The 17,807-nt window shown below is 71.2% G+C and carries 16 protein-coding genes; 4 read left to right on the top strand and 12 right to left on the bottom strand.

Going from position 1 to position 17,807, the window contains the following annotated elements:
* Positions 1-135 precede the first annotated feature (135 nt).
* Genes BLR05_RS10580 through mltG form a run of 4 tightly spaced genes read right to left on the bottom strand, consistent with a single transcriptional unit; the run spans position 136 to position 3,298 of the window.
* Positions 136-495: a PilZ domain-containing protein gene (locus BLR05_RS10580; RefSeq protein WP_092834416.1), complete on the bottom strand. Its 360-nt coding sequence runs from the start codon at positions 493-495 to the stop codon at positions 136-138.
* Between the two features lie 19 nt (positions 496-514).
* The gene (locus BLR05_RS10575) at positions 515-1,516 is read right to left on the bottom strand and encodes a DNA polymerase III delta subunit-related protein (protein WP_208606001.1); all 1,002 of its coding nucleotides are present in this window, start codon (positions 1,514-1,516) and stop codon (positions 515-517) included.
* A complete protein-coding gene (gene tmk, locus BLR05_RS10570; RefSeq protein WP_092834414.1) occupies positions 1,513-2,178 on the bottom strand; it encodes a dTMP kinase in 666 nt (221 codons plus the stop codon). Before tmk ends, BLR05_RS10575 begins: the two co-directional genes overlap by 4 nt.
* Before the next feature lie 40 nt (positions 2,179-2,218).
* Entirely contained in the window at positions 2,219-3,298 is a 1,080-nt protein-coding gene (gene mltG / locus BLR05_RS10565; RefSeq protein WP_092834412.1) for an endolytic transglycosylase MltG, read from the bottom strand.
* A 2-nt stretch (positions 3,299-3,300) separates the two neighbouring features.
* On the opposite strand from mltG, the gene ygfZ reads away from it, so the two are divergent.
* A complete protein-coding gene (gene ygfZ, locus BLR05_RS10560) occupies positions 3,301-4,215 on the top strand; it encodes a CAF17-like 4Fe-4S cluster assembly/insertion protein YgfZ (RefSeq protein WP_092834410.1) in 915 nt (304 codons plus the stop codon).
* Between the two features lie 189 nt (positions 4,216-4,404).
* Here ygfZ and BLR05_RS10555 read toward each other — a convergent pair whose 3' ends face one another.
* The 3 genes from BLR05_RS10555 to BLR05_RS10545 all read right to left on the bottom strand — a co-directional run bounded on the left by BLR05_RS10555 (position 4,405) and on the right by BLR05_RS10545 (position 7,296).
* Positions 4,405-5,289: a YbgC/FadM family acyl-CoA thioesterase gene (locus BLR05_RS10555; protein WP_092834408.1), complete on the bottom strand. Its 885-nt coding sequence runs from the start codon at positions 5,287-5,289 to the stop codon at positions 4,405-4,407.
* Positions 5,276-6,232 (bottom strand): alpha/beta hydrolase, encoded by a 957-nt coding sequence (locus tag BLR05_RS10550; protein WP_092834406.1) that lies wholly within the window; start codon positions 6,230-6,232, stop codon positions 5,276-5,278. Before BLR05_RS10550 ends, BLR05_RS10555 begins: the two co-directional genes overlap by 14 nt.
* Before the next feature lie 194 nt (positions 6,233-6,426).
* Entirely contained in the window at positions 6,427-7,296 is an 870-nt protein-coding gene (locus BLR05_RS10545; RefSeq protein ID WP_092834404.1) for a 2-keto-4-pentenoate hydratase, read from the bottom strand.
* 81 nt (positions 7,297-7,377) lie between these two features.
* Here BLR05_RS10545 and gbd point away from each other — a divergent pair, with 81 nt between their 5' ends.
* A complete protein-coding gene (gene gbd / locus BLR05_RS10540; protein WP_092834402.1) occupies positions 7,378-8,514 on the top strand; it encodes a 4-hydroxybutyrate dehydrogenase in 1,137 nt (378 codons plus the stop codon).
* Positions 8,515-8,538: 24 nt separating this feature from the next.
* On the opposite strand, the gene BLR05_RS10535 is transcribed toward gbd, so the two are convergent.
* Genes BLR05_RS10535 through BLR05_RS10525 form a run of 3 tightly spaced genes read right to left on the bottom strand, consistent with a single transcriptional unit; the run spans position 8,539 to position 12,917 of the window.
* Positions 8,539-9,675 (bottom strand): patatin-like phospholipase family protein, encoded by a 1,137-nt coding sequence (locus BLR05_RS10535; RefSeq protein WP_092834400.1) that lies wholly within the window; start codon positions 9,673-9,675, stop codon positions 8,539-8,541.
* Positions 9,672-10,499, bottom strand: coding sequence for an HDOD domain-containing protein (locus BLR05_RS10530; protein WP_092834398.1), 828 nt, complete (start codon positions 10,497-10,499; stop codon positions 9,672-9,674). Before BLR05_RS10530 ends, BLR05_RS10535 begins: the two co-directional genes overlap by 4 nt.
* Before the next feature lie 51 nt (positions 10,500-10,550).
* Positions 10,551-12,917 (bottom strand): Tex family protein, encoded by a 2,367-nt coding sequence (locus BLR05_RS10525; RefSeq protein WP_092834396.1) that lies wholly within the window; start codon positions 12,915-12,917, stop codon positions 10,551-10,553.
* A 281-nt stretch (positions 12,918-13,198) separates the two neighbouring features.
* Here BLR05_RS10525 and BLR05_RS10520 point away from each other — a divergent pair, with 281 nt between their 5' ends.
* Both BLR05_RS10520 and BLR05_RS10515 read left to right on the top strand, forming a co-directional pair.
* On the top strand, positions 13,199-13,765 hold the full coding sequence (locus tag BLR05_RS10520; RefSeq protein WP_092834394.1) for a hypothetical protein: 567 nt from the start codon (positions 13,199-13,201) through the stop codon (positions 13,763-13,765).
* Between the two features lie 48 nt (positions 13,766-13,813).
* Complete coding sequence (locus BLR05_RS10515) at positions 13,814-14,995, top strand: DUF72 domain-containing protein (protein WP_092834392.1); 1,182 nt, start codon at positions 13,814-13,816, stop codon at positions 14,993-14,995.
* A 62-nt stretch (positions 14,996-15,057) separates the two neighbouring features.
* Here BLR05_RS10515 and BLR05_RS10510 read toward each other — a convergent pair whose 3' ends face one another.
* Both BLR05_RS10510 and BLR05_RS10505 read right to left on the bottom strand, forming a co-directional pair.
* Positions 15,058-16,560: an MFS transporter gene (locus tag BLR05_RS10510; RefSeq protein ID WP_092834467.1), complete on the bottom strand. Its 1,503-nt coding sequence runs from the start codon at positions 16,558-16,560 to the stop codon at positions 15,058-15,060.
* Positions 16,557-17,777, bottom strand: a complete 1,221-nt coding sequence (locus BLR05_RS10505) for a multidrug effflux MFS transporter (RefSeq protein ID WP_092834390.1) — start codon at positions 17,775-17,777, stop codon at positions 16,557-16,559. The genes BLR05_RS10510 and BLR05_RS10505 overlap by 4 nt, the downstream gene beginning before the upstream one ends.
* Positions 17,778-17,807: the final 30 nt, after the last annotated feature.

The following is a 17,807-nucleotide window of genomic DNA, read 5'->3' as shown; positions in this document are numbered from 1 at the left end:
CGCCGCGGCCGTAGGAGAACGGCGGCACGGCCGGGTTCCGGCCGGAGGAACGAGGTCGGCCCCCAGGCAACGACGCCGGCGCGAGGCGCACGCACCGGCCCGCTGCGCGCCAGGCGCGCGCAAGTGGGGACCGGTTCAGATGGTCTGGGTGGGCCGCTCGGAGGCCAGAGCCGTGCCCAGGATCTCTTCGATGCGGGCCTTGAGCACGCGGGACTTGTCGTCCCTGGGGAACTGAATGCCGATGCCCTGCGTGCGGTTGCCGGCGGCGCGCGCCGGTGTGACCCAGGCCACGCGGCCGGCCACGGGATAGCGCTGGGTATCCTCCGGCAGCGTGAGCAGCACATAGACATCGTCGCCCAGGCGGTACTCGCGCTGGGTGGGCACGAAGATGCCGCCTTCGGAGAAGAACGGGATGTACGCCGCGTAGAGTGCCGCCTTTTCCTTGATGGCCAGCTGCATGACGCTGGGACGGGGGGCGCTGGGGGGGGTACTCATGTGGGGACGGGCCGGTCGTTCAATGGCGGGAGTTTAGGGCGTTTCGCGCCTGGGCAACAAGCGACTCCAGCATCAATCCCGGGTTGAAGGGATGGTCCGCGGTGCGGGCCTCCCTGGCGAGAGCGCGCGCCCAGCGGGTGAGCGGGCCGACGCCGGGCGGCGTGGGCAGGTCGGCCTCGGCGAAGTAGCGTGGCGCGGCGCCCACGCGCCGGGCGAGCAGGTCGTGGCAGAGTTTCTGCAGCGCGTCCACGGCATCGGCAGGAGACAGGTCCGACAGCGCCGTCGCGTCGCCGCGGGCGACAGCGCGCGGAATCTGCGACCAGGTCTGGGGGCTGCGCCCTCCCTGGGCGAAGGCCAGTGCATCCTCGGGGCGGCCGCCGGCTGCCCGCAGCAGGGATGCCGCGGCATCGGCCGCGACGCCCTGCTCCGCGAGCCAGGCCAGCGATTCGTCCTCGCCCGGCCACTGCATGGTGTGGCCCAGGCAGCGGCTGCGGATGGTGGGCAGCAATTGGTGCGCGGCCTCGCTCGCCAGCACGAAGCGCACGTCGCCCGCGGGCTCCTCCAGCGTCTTGAGCAGGGCGTTGGCGGTGACGGTATTCATCTGCTCGGCCGGATAGACGAGCACGGCCTTGCCCCGCCCGCGCGCGGAAGTGCGCTGCGCGAACTGCACCGCATCGCGCATCGCCTCGACCCGGATCTCGCGGCTGGCCTTGCGCTTCTTGTCGTCGATCTCGGCCTGCGCCTTCTCCGGCAGCGGCCATCCGCGCCCGATCATCTCCGTCTCGGGCATGAGCACGCACAGGTCGGCATGGGTGCGCACCTCGACGGCATGGCAGTTGCCGCAGTGTCCGCAGGCGCCATCCGGTGTCGGCGCTTCGCAGAGCCATGCGCGCACCAGTTCGAGCGCGAGCGTGTACTGGCCCAGCCCGGAGGGGCCGCTGAGCAGCCATGCATGGCCGCGCTGGGCCAGGAGCCTGCGGCGCTGGGCAGCGATCCAGGGAGACACGGCGGGCACGCTCATGTGCCGTCCTGTGCCGTGTCCAGCACGCCATGCCGGCAGAGAATGTCCATGAGTTGGGCCCGCACCGCCTCGCGCGGCTGGTCGGCATCGAGCCGCGCGAAGCGCCCGGGGTCGGCCGCCGCCCGGTCGGCATAGCCCTGCGCCACACGGCGGAAGAACTCCACGGGTTGCGCCTCGAAACGGTCGGGCGCGCGCGCGCCTTCGAGCCGCGCGGCGGCCACGTCCGGCGCCAGGTCGAACCACAGCGTCAGGTGGGGATGGAGGACGGCATCGGAGCCTTCCTGCAGGCCCGACTGGGTGATGCGTTCGAGCTGGGCAAGCACGCCCCGGTCGAAGCCCCGCCCTGCGCCCTGGTAGGCGAAGGTGGCATCCGTGAAGCGGTCGCACAGCACGACCTCGCCGCGCACCAGCGCGGGCGCGATCACCGAGCGCAGGTGGTCGCGCCGGCCGGCGAAGACCACCAGCGACTCGGTGAGCGCGTCCATGGCTTCGTTCAGCAGCAGCGAGCGCAGGGTCTCGGCCAGGGGCGTGCCGCCGGGTTCGCGGGTCACGGTGATCGTGCGGCCCTCGCGCCGCAGCGCCTTGGCCACGGCCTCGATGTGGGAGGACTTGCCTGCCCCGTCGATGCCCTCGAATGTGATGAACCAACCCCGTCGCTGCATGGAAGAAAGACCTTTGTGGTGCGTGCGCTGCCGGTGCGGCTTACTGCCCCTGCGACGCCGGCTGGCCACGCTGGTAGCGGTTCACCGCGCGGTTGTGTTCGTCGAGCGTGGGGCTGAAATGGCTGGTGCCGTCGCCCCGCGCCACGAAATAGAGGGCCTGCGTGCGCTCGGGCTGCACGGCGGCGATGAGCGAGGCCTTGCCCGGCATGGAAATCGGCGTGGGCGGCAGGCCGGCACGGGTGTAGGTGTTCCAGGGCGTATCGGCCAGCAGGTCGCGGCGGCGCAGGTTGCCGTCGAACTTTTCGCCCATGCCGTAGATGACCGTGGGATCGGTCTGCAGCAGCATGCCCGCCCGCAGGCGGTTGACGAAGACGCCGGCGATCTGCCCTCGGTCGGAAGCGCGGCCGGTTTCCTTCTCGACGATGCTCGCCAGGATGAGGGCCTCGTCGGCGCTTTTGAGCGGCAGGTCGGCGGAGCGCTGCGCCCATGCGGCCTCCAGCCTGCGATCCATGGCGCGCAGGGCCCGCCGCATCACCGCGAGATCGCTCGTTCCCTTGGCGAAGGTGTAGGTGTCGGGAAAGAAGCGCCCCTCCGGCAGCACCCCGGGGCGGCCCAGGCGCTCCATGGTGGCGGCGTCGGCCAGGCCCTGGGTGTCGTGGCGCAGCGTTTCGTCGCGGTCCAGCGCGGCGCGGAACTGGCGGAAGGTCCAGCCCTCCACGAGCGTGACGGCGCGCAGTGCCTCTTCGCCACGCACGAGTTTCTGCAGCAGGCCGAAGGGGGTGGTGCCCGGCGGGATCTCATAGTTGCCGGCCTTGATCAGCCGGTCCTTGCCCGACAGGCGGAACCAGGCATAGAGCAGGCGCGGATCGGTATCCACGCCGGCCTCCACGGCGGCCGCGGCGACACCGCGCGGCGTGGTGCCGGGCTCGATCTCGAGTTCCAGCACGCCGGGGGAGCCCCCGGCCGTGGCGGCGCCGGCGGCCGCCCGCTGCGGCAGCGGATGGTGGAGCCACCACATGCCCAGGCCGGCCACCGCAAAGGCCGCCAGCACGATGAAAAGGAAGAAACGGCGCACGAACCGGAATGGAGAGAGGGGAAAGAGCCGGGCATGATAATTCACCCATGACGTTCCCCCTGAATGGCGTGGCCCCCCTCGACGGGCTCGGCGTGATCCGCGTGCAAGGAGAAGACGCCGCGAAATTCCTCCACGGCCAGCTCACGCAGGACTTCCTTCTGCTGCCGCCCGGACAGGCGCGGCTGGCGGCCTTCCTCTCGGCCAAGGGCCGCATGCAGGCCAGTTTCATCGGATGGCGAACGGGCGATGCCGAGGTCCTGCTGGCCTGCAGCCGCGACGTGCTCGCTTCCACGCTCAAGCGCCTGTCGATGTTCGTGTTGCGTGCCAAGGCGCGGCTCACCGACGCCACGGCCGACTTCGCGCTGTGGGGCCTGGCCGGCGATGCCGTCGCCGCGGTGTCGGGCGAGGCTCTGCCGCCCTGGAGCCGGCAGGACACCCCCCAGGGCATCGTGGTACACCTCTACCCCGGCGCCGGGCAGCCACGGGCACTGCTCGTGCAGGCCGCAGGCCAGCCCGCCCCGTCCGGCCCGGCCCTGGCACCGGGCCTCTGGGAATGGGGCGAGGTGCAGAGCGGCGTGGCCACGCTGACTGCCCCGCTGGCGGAACTGTTCGTGCCGCAGATGCTGAACTACGAATCCGTGGGCGGCGTGAATTTCAAGAAGGGCTGCTACCCCGGCCAGGAGGTGGTGGCGCGCAGCCAGTTCCGCGGCACGCTCAAGCGTCGCACCTACCTGGTGCACGTTCCCGAGGCGATCGCCGTGGGCGCCGAAGTGTTCGCCGCCAGCGATGCCGAGCAGCCCTGCGGCACGGTGGTCCAGGCCACCGCGGCACCGGGCGGCGGCTTCGATGCGCTGGTGGCCCTGCAGGTGGCATCCACCGGCGAGGCGCTGCGCGTGGGCGGCCCGGAAGGCGTGCCCCTCGCCCTGGGCGACCTGCCCTACGCGCTGCTCGAAGACATCTGAGCATTGCCGAGCCGCCTGGATGTGGCCATCGAGCGGTCGCCATACGCCAGACGCTGAAACCGCCGCAGCCTTTCCGGTCAGAGCGCCGCGGAGCAGGCCGGGCCAGCAGACGCCGTGGAACGGGCTCCGCCCGGCCACCGGCGTCGTCCCCCTTCCCGCGCGCCAGCGCGAGAGAAGGGGGAAGCGGCGTCAGCCGCTCAAAGGGATGTCACCGGTCCTCAAGGGGATGGCCATATCCACATGGGGAAGGCCCGCCTCCTCGTAGCGCTCGCCTTCCACCTCGAAGCCTGCACGGCGGTAGAAGTTCTCGGCCGTGCATTGCGCATGCAGCGTGACCCGCCGGTCGCCCCGCGCCCGGGCGGCTTCCACCAGCGCGTCCAGCACCGCCCTGCCCCACCGCTGCCCACGCACCGCGCGGTCCACCGCCATGCGGCCGATGCGTGCCTCGCCCGGCGCCGGCTGCAGCAGCCGGCCGGTGGCGATGGGCAGGCCGATGCGGTTGTAGGCGACGACATGCAGCGCGTCCGCATCGAGCGCATCGGCCTCCAGCGCGGGATCGATGCCCTGCTCCTCGACGAACACGGCCATGCGCAGCCGCAGCGCATCGGCACCCAGCGTGGCCCAGTCGCCCGTGCGCAGTTCCACCACCTCATGGCCGGCCTCATGGGCCTCGATGAGCGCGCGCAGCGCGGCGGGCACGGGCCGGGAGGTCTGCGTGGCCGGGTCGGCGAACACATAGACCAGTTCGCCCGATATCAGCAGGCGGTCGCCCGCGAAGATGCCGGCCTCGAAGCGCAGCGAACTGGTGCCGATGCGCGCGCAACGCAGGCCTACGTCGAGGGTGTCGTCCAGCCGCGCCGAGCCGTGGTATTCCAGCGTGGCCTTCTTCACGTACAGCTCGCCGCCGAGCGCGCGCATGCCCTCTTCGTAGGGCATGGCCAGGGCCCGCCAGTAGGCGGACATGGCGGTGTCGATGTACATCAGGTAGTGGCCGTTGAAAACGATCTTCTGCATGTCCACTTCGGCCCAGCGCACGCGCAGGCGTTCGGTGCAGCGGAAATCAGCGCGTCGCATCGGGGGTCTCCTCGTCCAGGGGTTCGGGCAGGCCGAAGGCCGCGCGCAGGGCGGCAGCGGCATGGCCGTGGGCGGTGCGCGCCTCAGGGATGGCGCGCCCCATCTTGATGAATTCGTGGGTGACGCCGCGGTAGATATCCAGGTCCACGGCGACGCCTGCGGCCCGCAGCCTGTCGGCGTAGGCGATGCCCTCGTCCACGAGCGGATCGCATTCGGCCAGGCCGACCCATGCGGGTGCCACACCGTCCACGTCGGGTGCACGCAGCGGAGCGAAGCGCCAGTCGTCGCGCTGCGAGTGGGTCACATAGTGGCTGAAGAACCAGGTGATGGCCGCCTCTTCCAGCACGAATCCGTGCGCATAGAGCGCATGCGAGGGCGTGTCCGGGTGGGCTGCGCAGCCCGGGTAGATCAGCAGTTGCAGCGCCAGCGGCAGGCCGGCATCGCGCGCCTGCAGGGCTGCCACGGCGGCCAGCGTGCCGCCCGCGCTGTCGCCACCCACCGCCATGCGCAAGGGGTCGGCGCCGATGTTGCGGCCCCCGGCGGCCAGCCAGGCCAGGGCATCCCAGGTATCTTCCACCGCCGTGGGGAAGCGGTGTTCCGGCGCGAGCCGGTAGCCCAGCGACACGACCATGCAGCCGGCACGGCGCGCGAGTTCGCGGCACAGCGTGTCGTGCGTGTCGATGCTGCCCACGGTGAAGCCGCCACCATGCAGGTAGAGCAGCACCGGCAATGCGCCACCCTCCGCGTGCGGTGCGTACAGGCGTGCCGCCAGCGCGTGGCCGTCGCGCGCCGGAATGCGCAACGGCTCCACGCGCTGCAGCGCGGGCTTGGGAATCTCGAGTACGCCCGCGCCCAGTTCGTAGGCGGCACGGGCCTCTTCCACGGACAGGGTTTCCAGCGGCGGACGGCGCGCGCGGTGCATGCGGTCGATCACGCTGCGCATCTGCGGCGTGAGACGGTGCGGTTGAAGCGGGGGAGTCGAAGGCGGCGGCAATGGTGGAGCGGTCACGGGAATCAAGGATCGGAGCGGACGGGGACACGCGCGCAGTGGCGCATCCGCCGATCATCCCCGAAACCGGCGCCGCCTGCAGTGCCATGCGCGACGGGGCGCAGGACGCAGCCGCGGCCCCTCGTTCTTTATTTGAAACGAACGTCCACGGGCGCAGCACCTGGCAGTCCGGCAAACGTGGCCGTCACCGCGAGGCCCGGCCGTGGCGACAGCAACGCGGAGAACGAGCCCAGGCTGACGAGATCCCCCGGCTGCAGCGCGGCGTCTTCCTTCTGCAGCGCACCGGCCAGCCACACCACGGCCTGCAGCGGATGTCCCAGGATGTCGCTGCCGCGGCCGCCGCCGAGCCTGGCGCCCGCGCCATCGGTGAGCGTGACCGTCATCGCGGCCAGGGCGTCGAGCATCGCGTAGCGCTCGGCCCGCAGTGCCGGCACGGGAATTGGCGTACCAGCCACACCCAGGCGCGCGCCCACGTTGATCGCCGCCACACCCGCACCGTCGAGCTGGGGCGGGACCTGCACGAGCAGGTCGGGCAGTTCGATGAAGGGAATCACCTGGTCGATGGCGTCCAGCACCTCCAGCGGCGTGCGCGCGTGGTTGACCGCCGCGCTCTTCACGCGGACCAGCATGTCGGCCTCATAGAGTGGCCGTGCACCGAAAGCGGCATCCACGGTGCTGCCGGAGGGCAACACCATGCCGGGGTAGAGGCGGCCCCAGACGGGCTGGTCCGTGCGAAAGCGCTGCTGCACCGCCGGGTTGGTGAGACCGGCCTTGTAGCCGACGGGCTTGCCCATGCGCTGCTCCAGCAGCGCATCGAACCTCGCGCGCGTGCATGCGGCATCTGCGGCATCCATCGGCGGCGGATTGGCCGCGGGCGTGCGGGCCATGTAGTGCGCTGCGAGATCGGCCACCTGCGCGTCGTCCAGGCACGCGGCCCGCGCTCCTGTAACGCAGGCGACGGCGGCCAGCGCCGCGATGAGGGTTTGCTGCAGGGCCATGGAAAGCTCCCGGGTTGTAGATTGGCGTGATCAGACCACCAATGCGCCAGGACGCGCATCCTGGCAACCCCCATCACCACCATGGCCCTCATCCACTACATCACCCAGATCCAGATCGAATTCGGCGCAGTGCGGCTGCTCGCCCAGGAATGCGCGCGCGCCGGCATCACGCGCCCGCTCGTGGTCACCGATCCCGGCGTCAAGGCCGCCGGCGTGCTGCAGCCCGCGCTGGACGCGCTCGCCGGCCTGCCGGTGGCGGTGTTCGATCAGACGCCCGCCAATCCCACCGAAGCCGCCGTGCGCGCGGCCGTGGAGATCTACCGTGCCCATGGCTGCGACGGCCTGATCGCCGTCGGCGGCGGCTCGGCCATCGACTGTGCCAAGGGCATCGCCATCGCCGCCACGCACGACGGGCCGCTCACGCACTACGCCACCATCGAGGGCGGCTCGCCCCGCATCACGGAACGGGTGGCGCCGCTGATCGCCGTGCCCACCACCGCCGGCACCGGCAGCGAGGTGGCGCGCGGCGCCATCCTCATCGTGGACGACCACCGCAAGCTGGGCTTCCACTCCTGGCACCTGGTGCCCAAGGCCGCCATCTGCGACCCGGCCCTGACCCTGGGCCTGCCCCCTCACCTGACGGCCGCCACAGGCATGGACGCGATCGCGCACTGCATGGAAACCTTCATGTCTTCCGCCTTCAACCCGCCGGCCGACGGCATCGCGCTCGACGGCCTGGCCCGCGGCTGGGCCCACATCGAACGCGCCACCAGCGACGGACAGGACCGCGACGCGCGGCTGAACATGATGAGCGCGAGCATGCAGGGCGCCATGGCCTTCCAGAAGGGGCTGGGCTGCGTGCACTCGCTCAGCCACAGCCTGGGCGGGATCAACCCGCGCCTGCACCACGGCACGCTGAATGCCGTGTTCCTGCCCGCGGTGGTGCGCTTCAACGCACAGGATGAGGCCGTGCGCCGCGATCGCCGGCTGGAGCGCATGGCCCAGGCCATGGGCCTGGCCAGCGCTGACGACATTCCCGACGCGATCCGCGACATGAGCGCTCGCCTGGGCCTGCCGGCGGGCCTCGCCGCCATGGGCGTCGGGCGCGAGGTCTGGGACGGCGTGATCCGCGGCGCCATGGCCGACCACTGCCACAAAACCAATCCGCGCGAGGCCAGCGCGGACGACTACCGGGACATGCTGGAAGCGTCGATGTAGCCGAAGCGGTCCGGGGGAACGGGCCTACAGCGGCTCCACGGCATCCGCGGGACAGCCCCGGTCGAGCCATTGTGCGAACTCGTTGGCCAGTTGCCGGCTGGCCGCCACCGCCGCGCCCCAGGCGCGCGCCCGGGCGGCCGTGTCGGTCCCGTAGCGCAGGAAATCCTGGCGGTCGGGCAGCTTGCCATCGGGCAGGGTCTCCCGCACCCAGGCCGGATCGGGCGAGAGGAGCACCATGGCGTCGAGGGCCCGCGTGGCGCGGTGCCGCCAGCGCAACCCCTTGTCGAGCCATCCTGGCACTACCTGCTGCCGGAAGTGCGGGTACAGCACCAGTCCTCCCTGGCCGCCCCGGCGTGGCCCGTGCCCTCCGTAGTGCAGGTGCAGGTGGTAGTCGGTGATGCCCCCGTCCCAGTATGCACCGCGCGGCGCGCCGGGAATGTCGTGGACGGCCTGCAGAACGAACGGGATCGAACAGCTCGCCTGCAGGGCCGGCAGGAAGTTGCCGCCATCGAGTGCCACCTGGCGCGTGGGATAGTCGCGCACCTCGAACGGCAGCGGGGCCGGGGCCGACTCCCCGAGCGGCGGCGAGAACACCACCCGTTCCAGCCACAGGCCGAGCGCGCGGCGGTGCACGGCATTCGCCGCGAAAGCGCCCAGATAGCCCACCGGCGTGGCAACGCGATTCTCGCGCGCGAGCAGGTGCCGTCCGCGCGACGTGACGATGTGCAGGCGGTAGCGCGGATGGGACAGCACCTCGTCCACGCGCCCGCCGTAGAAGGCCTGCAGGTTCTGGCCGAACCGCTCGCTCACATGCGCCGGATCGGGCCGCTTGCGGCCCTGCGGAAGGTCGTAGGCCTGCTGGATATAGGCCTGCTCCAGCCGCTCGAACGCCTCCACGGGCCGCCCGAGGCAGGCCGTGGCCATGCGCCAGGCGCCGATCGACGCGCCGACCAGGTGGACGGGCTGCGTGCCATGCGCCAGCCAGTCGCCGAAAAGGAAGCGGTCCATCGGTCCCAGCACCAGGCCCTTGGGGCCCCCCGCGGCGGCAGGGACCACCGCCACGTCCGCGGGCGACAGCCCCTCCCGTTCGATGTGCCGGAGCGCCGCCGGACCGGCATGGATGCGCAGTGCGCGCCCGGAAGCGGACCGGGGTACCGTCACACCAGGTACGCGCCCGCATCCACGGGTGCCGTCCAGTCGATCGGGTCCTGCTGCAGCACCATGTCGATGTCCAGGCCCAGCGGCAGGCCGACTTCCGCCGGGAAGGACACGGCCAGTTCCTTGTCCCCCCATGCGGCTTCGCGGGCCCAGGCGCGCCAGGCGGCCAGGTGCAGCACGCCGGCCAGCGGCTCGTAGACGCTGTTCTCGAAGGGTGCGTGCTGGTACTGCAGGGCATCGACCACCACCTGCGGCAGTTGCCAGCGCCGCGCCATCGCCGCGCTCACGGCGCCGAAGCCATAGCCCAGCAGGCGATGCTCCAGGACCGCGCGGCGTGGATCGAAGGTTCCGACCACGGAATCCACCGAAGCCAGCCGCTCGGGATGGCCCAGGTGGATGAGCAATTCGCCCAGCCCGTGCAACAGGCCGGCCGTGTAGCCCGCCATGGGGTTGTGGCGCACCACGCCCGCGAGCGATCGCGCCATCTTGGCCGTGTGAAGGCTGTAGCGCCAGAACTGCTGCAGGTTCACGCCCGGCACCGACCGGGAAGTGGTGCCCAGCGGCGCGGAACCCACCAGCGCGCGCACCTGCGGCATGCCCACCAGGGCGAGCGCCTCCGGTACGCCGCAGACCGCGCGCGACATGCCGAACTCCGGCCCGTTGGCCAGTTCCAGCAGGCGTGCGGCAAGTGCGGGATCGGTGCCGAAGATCTGCGTCAGCCGCCGCAGGCTCGGCTCGGCATGCGACAGCTCGGCCATCAGCAGCGCCACCGCGCGCGGATGGCTCGGCAGCGCCACGGGGATTTCCAGCAGGGCGTTGAGTTCCATGGCGTGGGCAGGCGGGGCGGTCGCCCCATTATCCACGCCTGAAAACGTCTCTTACCGTTTGTGACCCTTCAGTTTCGCGAAGGCGGACGCCATGGCCGACTGCGGCGCCGGCTCCGCGGCGCGGCGCGCGGGCTGGGCATAGCCGCGGCCCGCACCCTCGAAGCGGTTCTCGCGCGGGCCCCGGCCATCCTGGTCCCGGCGCGCAGGCGCGGCATCGAGTTTCATGGTCAGGCTGATGCGCTTGCGCACCGGGTCCACCTCGAGCACCTTCACCTTCACGATGTCGCCGGTCTTCACGATCTCGCGCGCGTCCTGCACGAACTTGTGGCTGAGCTGGCTCACGTGGACCAGGCCGTCCTGGTGCACGCCCAGGTCCACGAAAGCGCCGAACTGGGCGACGTTGCTCACGGTGCCTTCGAGCACCATGCCTTCCTTCAGGTCGGCGATGTCCTCCACGCCGTCGTTGAAGCGTGCCACCTTGAAGTCCGGGCGCGGGTCGCGGCCGGGTTTTTCGAGTTCGGCAAGGATGTCCCGGACCGTGATCACGCCGAACTTCTCGTTGGCGAACAGTTCGGGCTTGAGTTGCTTGAGCATGTCGGCGCGGCCCATGACCTCGTTCACCGGCTTGGCCGTGTGCGCGAGGATGCGCTCCACCACCGGGTAGGTTTCCGGGTGGACGCCCGTCATGTCCAGCGGGTTGTCGCCCCCGCGGATGCGCAGGAACCCGGCAGACTGCTCGAACGTCTTCGCGCCCAGGCCCGAAACGTCCATGAGCTGCCGGCGGCTGCGGAAGGCGCCGTTGGCCTCGCGCCAGCGCACCACGGCCTTGGCCACGCTGCCCGACAGGCCCGATACGCGCGAGAGCAGCGGCGCACTCGCGGTATTCAGGTCCACACCCACGGAGTTCACGCAATCCTCGACGACCGCGTCCAGCGTGCGCGCCAGTTCGCTCTGGTTCACATCGTGCTGGTACTGGCCCACGCCGATGCTCTTGGGGTCGATCTTCACGAGCTCGGCCAGAGGGTCCTGCAGCCGGCGGGCGATGCTCGCCGCGCCGCGCAGGCTCACGTCTACGTCCGGCATCTCCTGGCTGGCGTACTCGCTGGCGGAATAGACCGAAGCACCCGCCTCGCTCACCACCACCTTCTCGAAACTGAGCTCGGCCTTGGCCACCCGCTTGAGCAGGTCGGCCGCCAGCTTGTCGGTCTCGCGGCTCGCGGTGCCGTTGCCGATGGCCACCAGTTGCACACCATGCTTCTGCACGAGGCGCGCCAGCGTGTGCAGCGAGCCTTCCCAGTCGCGCCGCGGCTCGTGCGGATAGACCGTGGCCGTCTCCACCAGCTTGCCGGTGGCATCCACCACCGCCACCTTCACGCCGGTGCGGATGCCGGGGTCCAGGCCCATCACCGCACGCGGGCCCGCGGGCGCGGCCAGCAGCAGGTCGCGCAGGTTGTCCGAAAAAACCTTGATCGCCACCTTCTCGGCCTCCTCGCGCAGGCGCGAGAACAGGTCACGCTCCGTGGACAGGCTGAGCTTCACGCGCCACGTCCAGGCCACGCACTTGCGGATCAGGTCGTCGGCCGGCCGGCCCGCATGGCTCCATCCCAGGTGCAGCGCAATGCGGCCCTCGGCGATGCTGGGCTTGCCGGGCTCGGGCTCCACGGGCAGCACGAGCCTGGCCTCCAGGATCTCCAGCGCGCGCCCGCGGAACACGGCCAGCGCGCGGTGCGACGGCACGCGGCCGATGGGTTCGTCGTAATCGAAATAGTCGCGGAACTTCGCCACCTCGGGGTCGGCCTCGTTCTTCGACTCCACCTTCTTGCTGCGCAGCAGGCCCTCGGTCCAGAGCCATTCGCGCATGGACTGCACCAGCGCGGCGTCCTCGGCCCAGCGCTCGGAAAGAATGTCGCGCACACCGTCCAGCACCGCGCCCACGGTGGAGAAATCGGCGCCCGGCTTGCCGTCGTCCAGCACCTCGGGCGGGCGCAGGAAGGCCTGTGCCTCCACGGCCGGGTCGAGGGTCGGATCCGCGAACAGCCGGTCGGCCAGCGGCTCGATGCCGAACTCCTTCGCGATCTGCCCCTTGGTACGGCGCTTCTGCTTGTAGGGCAGGTAGATGTCCTCCAGCTCCTGCTTGGTGGGCGCAGCGGCGATGGCGGCCCGCAATGCGTCGGTCAGCTTGCCCTGCTCGTCGATGGCCTTGAGCACCGCGGCGCGGCGGTCCTCCAGCTCGCGCAGGTAGCCGAGCCGCGCCTCCAGTTCGCGCAGCTGCACGTCGTCGAGGCCGCCGGTGGCCTCCTTGCGGTAGCGCGCGATGAAGGGCACCGTGGCCCCGCCGTCCAGCAGATCCACGGCCGCACGGACCTGCTGTTCCCCCACCCTGATTTCCGTGGCCAGTTGCCGGATGATCTGCTGCATATCCCTTGCGAACGAACGATGAAAACTCGAAGCGGGCGAGTGTGCCATAGCGGCCGCGGACACCCGGCGCGCGGCCCCGGTGCCGTCGGCACCTCCACACTTCCTGACAACTTCAAAGATTCCCCCATCGGACCTGCCAGGAAAATAGGCGCGTCTCCATCGCCGCTGCCTGCATGCCCCTGCCCACTCTGCCGCCAAGCAAAACCTGCACTGCGCCCCGCCCCGTACAACCGTGCAGACGGCATGCCGCAGCAACGGCTGTCCTGCTCCTTACCGCCACCATGGCATATGCCCAGCCGCTGGCATCCGCACGGGCCCGTGGCCATTCCCTCCCGCATGCGGACGCGATCCGCAAGGTGGACTTCAGCACCTACCTGCTCGCGCGCGACGGGCTGGGGGTGCAGCTCATCGAAGAGTTCTGCGACCGGGATCCGATACGGCACATCGCGGTGCGCTATGCGGACCTGCTCGGACAAGGCGACGAGCAGGCCGTCGTGGAGGCCACCACCTGCGCGATGGGCACCGGCGGTGCGGACATCACCGAGGTGTTCCGCAGGCTGCCCGACGGCAGGCTGGCCTCGCTGCCGATCGACGACACGGGCTACCAGGGCGGTGATCTCTACGAAGGCCAGCGCCGCACCCCGCGGCTCGAAGTGCGGCGCGGACGGCTCACCCGCTGGTTCGTCCGGTACGGAGAGGGCGCTGAAGGCGGCGCGCCGCAGATCCGCAGAACCATCACCTATCGCTGGTCGCGCGACCGCTTCGTCATCGACTCCGTGAAGGATGGCACCATCGGCGCCAGCGGTCCCGCCATGGCGGACCGCGATGCAGCCGCGCCGTCCCTATAGCCACCGATCCCCGTTTCGAACCGCCGGTGCTTCCGGCAGACTCCACCCATGCAAGAGTCCCTCTTCGGCGACGACGAGCTTCCTCCCCCGCCGGCACCTGCGCCGGCAGCGGCCCCGTCCGCAGCAACAGAGGAAGCACCCGCCAGTCCCCGCCGCCCGCCCAGGACGGCCGGCGGCGTCCACCCCATCGAGCCCGACCCCGACCTGCTGGCCCTGGCCGCCGCCCTGCCCCCCCACCTGCGGCTCGGCGGATCCTCCTGGAGCTACCCCGGCTGGAAAGGCCTGGTCTGGGAAGGCGAGCACTCCGAATCCACGCTGGCGCGCCAGGGCCTGGCCGCCTATGCGCGGCATCCGCTGATGCGCACCGTGAGCATCGACCGGGGGTTCTACAAGCCCCTCACCGTGAGCCAGTACGCGGGCTACGCCTCGCAGGTGCCCGACGACTTCCGCTTCATCGTGAAGGCGCCGAGCCTCGTCACCGATGCGCTGGTGCGTGCCGAAGACGGCCGGGGACGCGCGCCGAACCCGGCGTTTCTCGACGCAGCGCTGGCGCTGCAGGAATTCGTGGCGCCTGCGCTCGAAGGCCTGGGGGCCAAGATCGGGGCCCTGGTCTTCCAGCTGAGCCCCCTGCCCATCCCGCAGCTCCACCGCCTCGAAGGCACCATCGCCCGCCTGGGCGCCCTGCTGCGCGCGATGCCGCCGCTCGCGCCCACCGCGCCGGACGGCGTGATGGCCGTGGAGGTGCGCGATCCGGAGTGGTTGTCGCCGGAATACGAGCCGCTGTTCGCCGAAGCCCTGCTGTCGGCCGGTGCCACCTATTGCCTGGGGCTGCATGCCAAGATGCCGCCGCTCGAAGAGCAACTGCGGTTGCTGCGCAGGCTCTGGCCAGGCCCGCTGGTATGCCGCTGGAACCTCAACCCCGTGCACGGAGCCTACGGCTACGAAGAGGCAGAAACGCTCTACAGCCCGTTCGACCGCATCGTCCATCCCGCGCCGGAGGTGCATGCGCTGCTGGCGCGCACGCTGGCGGGCATCACCGGCAAGGGACAGAACGCATTCGTCGCGATCAGCAACCACGCGGAAGGCTGCGCGCCGATCACCATTCGCACCCTGGCGGGCGAGGTGGCAGCGCTGCAGGGCCATCGCCCGCCCGCCAGTGCCGCGACAGGTGGCCCCCCGGCACCGAACGCAGACGCAGAACCGGAATCCGACGACGGCTCCAACGCCTGACCACAAGGTGGGCGGCAACGGCGGCAGCAAGCGCCCGCGCCGACCGTTGCGCCAGCGCGATGTCAGTGCCCCGAGCCCGCCCCGGCAGCCCTTGCCGGCCCCAGCCGCAGCACGCTGCACACGCCCGCCACCGCCGCGCTGCCCGCGGCGAGCCAGAACGCCACGGCCTCGGCATGGCCGCCGTGCGTGCCCTGGACCGCGAAGATCACGGCGAGCAGCACGGCGCCCAGCGTCTGGCCCGTGAGCCGGGCCGTGCTCAGCATGCCACCCGCCGCCCCCGAGCGGTGCAGCGGCGCCGACGTGACGATGGTGTGGTTGTTGGGCGACTGGAACAGCGCGAAGCCCACGCCGCACAGCGCCATGCGCCACACCACGCCGAAAGCACCCGCATCCTGAGGCAGCAGCGCCAGCGCCACCAGGCCCAGCGCCAGCATGGCCATGCCGATGCCGCCCAGCAGGCCGTCCGCCACGCGCCCGATCAGGCGCCCCGCGAGCGGCGCGACGGCGACGATCGCCAGCGGCCACGGAGTGATCAGCAGACCGGCTTCCGCATGGGAGCGGCCATGCGCCTCCAGCAGCAGGAACGGCAGCGCGAGGAACGCCAGCATCTGCGCGCAGAAAGCCGCCACCGATGCGCCCATGGACAGCGCGAACACGGGAATGCGCAGCAGATCCACCGGGAAGAGCGGCGTTTCGCCGCGGCGCTCCGCCCGCACCTGCCTGCGCAGGTACACCGCCCCCACAGCGAGGCCCGCCACCAGCATCAGTGCCGCCCCTGCCGGCAGGCCGCCCGACCCGCCGTGCACGCCCAGCTGGTCGCCGCCGATGAACACGAGCGCGAACATCAGCATGTTGAGCCCGACGTCGAGCACGGAAAACCGCGCACCGGCCTTCGCTCCCTGCGCCGGCGGCGGATTGAAAGGCAGCGCGCGCCGGCCGAGCCAGAGCGTCGCCACGCCCAGCGGCAGATTGATCGCGAACAGCATCGGCCAGGACGACACCGAGAGGATGGCGGCCGCCACCGAGGGCCCTGCCACCGACGAGGCGGCCACGACCAGCGAATTGAGCGCCAGCCCCTGCCCCAGCCGGGCGCGCGGATAGATCATCCGCACCAGTGCCGCGTTCACGCTCATGATGCCCGCCGCGCCCAGGCCCTGCACGGCGCGCGCCGCGATCAGCACCTCCAGCGACGACGCCAGCATGGCGCCGAGCGACGAGACGGCGAACAGGCCCATGCCCAGCAGGTACACCCGGCGGTAGCCGATGCGCTCTCCGAGCGCGGCCAGCGGCAGCAGCATGCCGAGCGTGGCGATCTGGTAGGCGTTCACCACCCAGATGGCCTGCGGCGCGCCGGCCTGCAGTTCCCGGGCGATGGTGGGCAGCGCAAGGTTCATGATGCTGCCATCCAGCACCGCGACGGCGATGCCGAGGATGATCACCAGCATCGCCCGGCCGCGCTCCGGCGGTTCCAGCCCGTCCGCCACGCCCGCAGGCCGCGACGCTGCGGCTGCCGCAATGCTGTCCTTCCCCGCGCCGGGAGCCGTGCCAGGTGCCGCGCCGCTCATGCCCGGGCTCCCCGGCGGCTCCGGCCGGGCGCCACGCGGGCGCGGCCCAGCGTGGTCCAGCACAGCGCCGTGCCGAGAAACGCCCCCGCCGCCATGCTCGCGACCATCGGCAACGGCCGGCCATCGGCGAACAGCCCCACCAGCCCCATCGCCACGGCACCCGTGAGCATCTGCAGCGTGCCCATCAGCGCAGAGGCCGTGCCGGCGATCGCGCCGTGCTCCTCCAGCGCCAGCACCGAGGTGGTGGGGATCACCAGCCCCATGAGCGCGCTGGCCATGAAATACAGGCCGATCAGCACCGCGAGCCGGTCGCCGCCCAGCAGGTAGTAGCCGAGCATCACCGCCATCACCGCCGACGATGCGGTGGCCGCCACCTTCACGATCGGCACCAGCCCGAAGCGGGCGGCCAGCATGCCGTTGAACTGCGCCATGGCGAAAAATGCCGCGGCATTGAACGAGAACGCCAGGCTGTACTGCGTGGGGGTGAGCCCGTAATGGTTGATGAGCACGAAGGGCGAGCCTGCCAGGTACACGAAAAAGCCCGCCATCGCGCACCCGCCGATGAACACCAGGCCCAGGTAATGCGCGTCGCGCAGCAGCAGGCCGTAGCCCCGCAGCGCGCTGCCCAGGGTGCTTTGCGTCCGCTCCGCGGCAGGCCGGGTCTCGGCGAGTGCATAGCGCACCAGCAGCAGCCCGGCCAGCGCGGCGATCGCCACCGCCCAGAACACGCCACGCCAGCCCGCGAGGGCGATGACGCCGCTGCCCGCCAGCGGCGCCAGCAGCGGCGACACGCTGAACACCAGCATCAGCAGCGACATCAATCGCGCGGCCTCGTGGCCCGTGTGCAGGTCGCGCACCACGGCGCGCGGCACCACCATGCCCGCGGCCGCGCCCAGTCCCTGCAGGAAGCGCAGCAGGAGCAGGGTTTCGATGCTGGTCGCCAGCGCGCAGCCGACGCTCGCCGCGGTGAACAGCACCAGCCCGAAATAGAGCGGCGGCTTGCGCCCGGCCATGTCCGACAGCGGGCCGTAGAGCAACTGGCCCACGCCGAGCGAGAGGAAGAAGGCCGTCAGGCTCCACTGCACTGCACCCACCGGCGCGCCCAGGCCGTGCCCGATCTCGGGCAGGGCGGGCAGGTACATGTCGATCGCGAAAGGGCCGATGGCGGAAAGCAGGCCCAGTACCAGGGCCATGCGCAGGAAAAGCGAAGAAGGCATCCCGGCATTGTCGCCAGGATCGAAGCCCCG

Source organism: Paracidovorax cattleyae (assembly GCF_900104515.1).
Classification (GTDB): domain Bacteria; phylum Pseudomonadota; class Gammaproteobacteria; order Burkholderiales; family Burkholderiaceae_C; genus Paracidovorax; species Paracidovorax cattleyae.
Note: the sequence above shows the minus strand (reverse complement) of the source record. Positions and strands in the feature narration are given on the sequence as shown.

Coding starts and splice junctions, on each gene's coding strand:
- BLR05_RS10580 (WP_092834416.1), bottom strand. CDS start 495: ATGAGTACCCCCCCCAGCGCCCCCCGTCCCAGCGTCATGCAGCTGGCC.
- BLR05_RS10575 (WP_208606001.1), bottom strand. CDS start 1,516: ATGAGCGTGCCCGCCGTGTCTCCCTGGATCGCTGCCCAGCGCCGCAGG.
- tmk (WP_092834414.1), bottom strand. CDS start 2,178: ATGCAGCGACGGGGTTGGTTCATCACATTCGAGGGCATCGACGGGGCA.
- ygfZ (WP_092834410.1), top strand. CDS start 3,301: ATGACGTTCCCCCTGAATGGCGTGGCCCCCCTCGACGGGCTCGGCGTG.
- BLR05_RS10555 (WP_092834408.1), bottom strand. CDS start 5,289: ATGCGACGCGCTGATTTCCGCTGCACCGAACGCCTGCGCGTGCGCTGG.
- BLR05_RS10550 (WP_092834406.1), bottom strand. CDS start 6,232: ATGCGCAGCGTGATCGACCGCATGCACCGCGCGCGCCGTCCGCCGCTG.
- BLR05_RS10545 (WP_092834404.1), bottom strand. CDS start 7,296: ATGGCCCTGCAGCAAACCCTCATCGCGGCGCTGGCCGCCGTCGCCTGC.
- gbd (WP_092834402.1), top strand. CDS start 7,378: ATGGCCCTCATCCACTACATCACCCAGATCCAGATCGAATTCGGCGCA.
- BLR05_RS10530 (WP_092834398.1), bottom strand. CDS start 10,499: ATGGAACTCAACGCCCTGCTGGAAATCCCCGTGGCGCTGCCGAGCCAT.
- BLR05_RS10525 (WP_092834396.1), bottom strand. CDS start 12,917: ATGCAGCAGATCATCCGGCAACTGGCCACGGAAATCAGGGTGGGGGAA.
- BLR05_RS10520 (WP_092834394.1), top strand. CDS start 13,199: ATGGCATATGCCCAGCCGCTGGCATCCGCACGGGCCCGTGGCCATTCC.
- BLR05_RS10515 (WP_092834392.1), top strand. CDS start 13,814: ATGCAAGAGTCCCTCTTCGGCGACGACGAGCTTCCTCCCCCGCCGGCA.
- BLR05_RS10510 (WP_092834467.1), bottom strand. CDS start 16,560: ATGAGCGGCGCGGCACCTGGCACGGCTCCCGGCGCGGGGAAGGACAGC.
- BLR05_RS10505 (WP_092834390.1), bottom strand. CDS start 17,777: ATGCCTTCTTCGCTTTTCCTGCGCATGGCCCTGGTACTGGGCCTGCTT.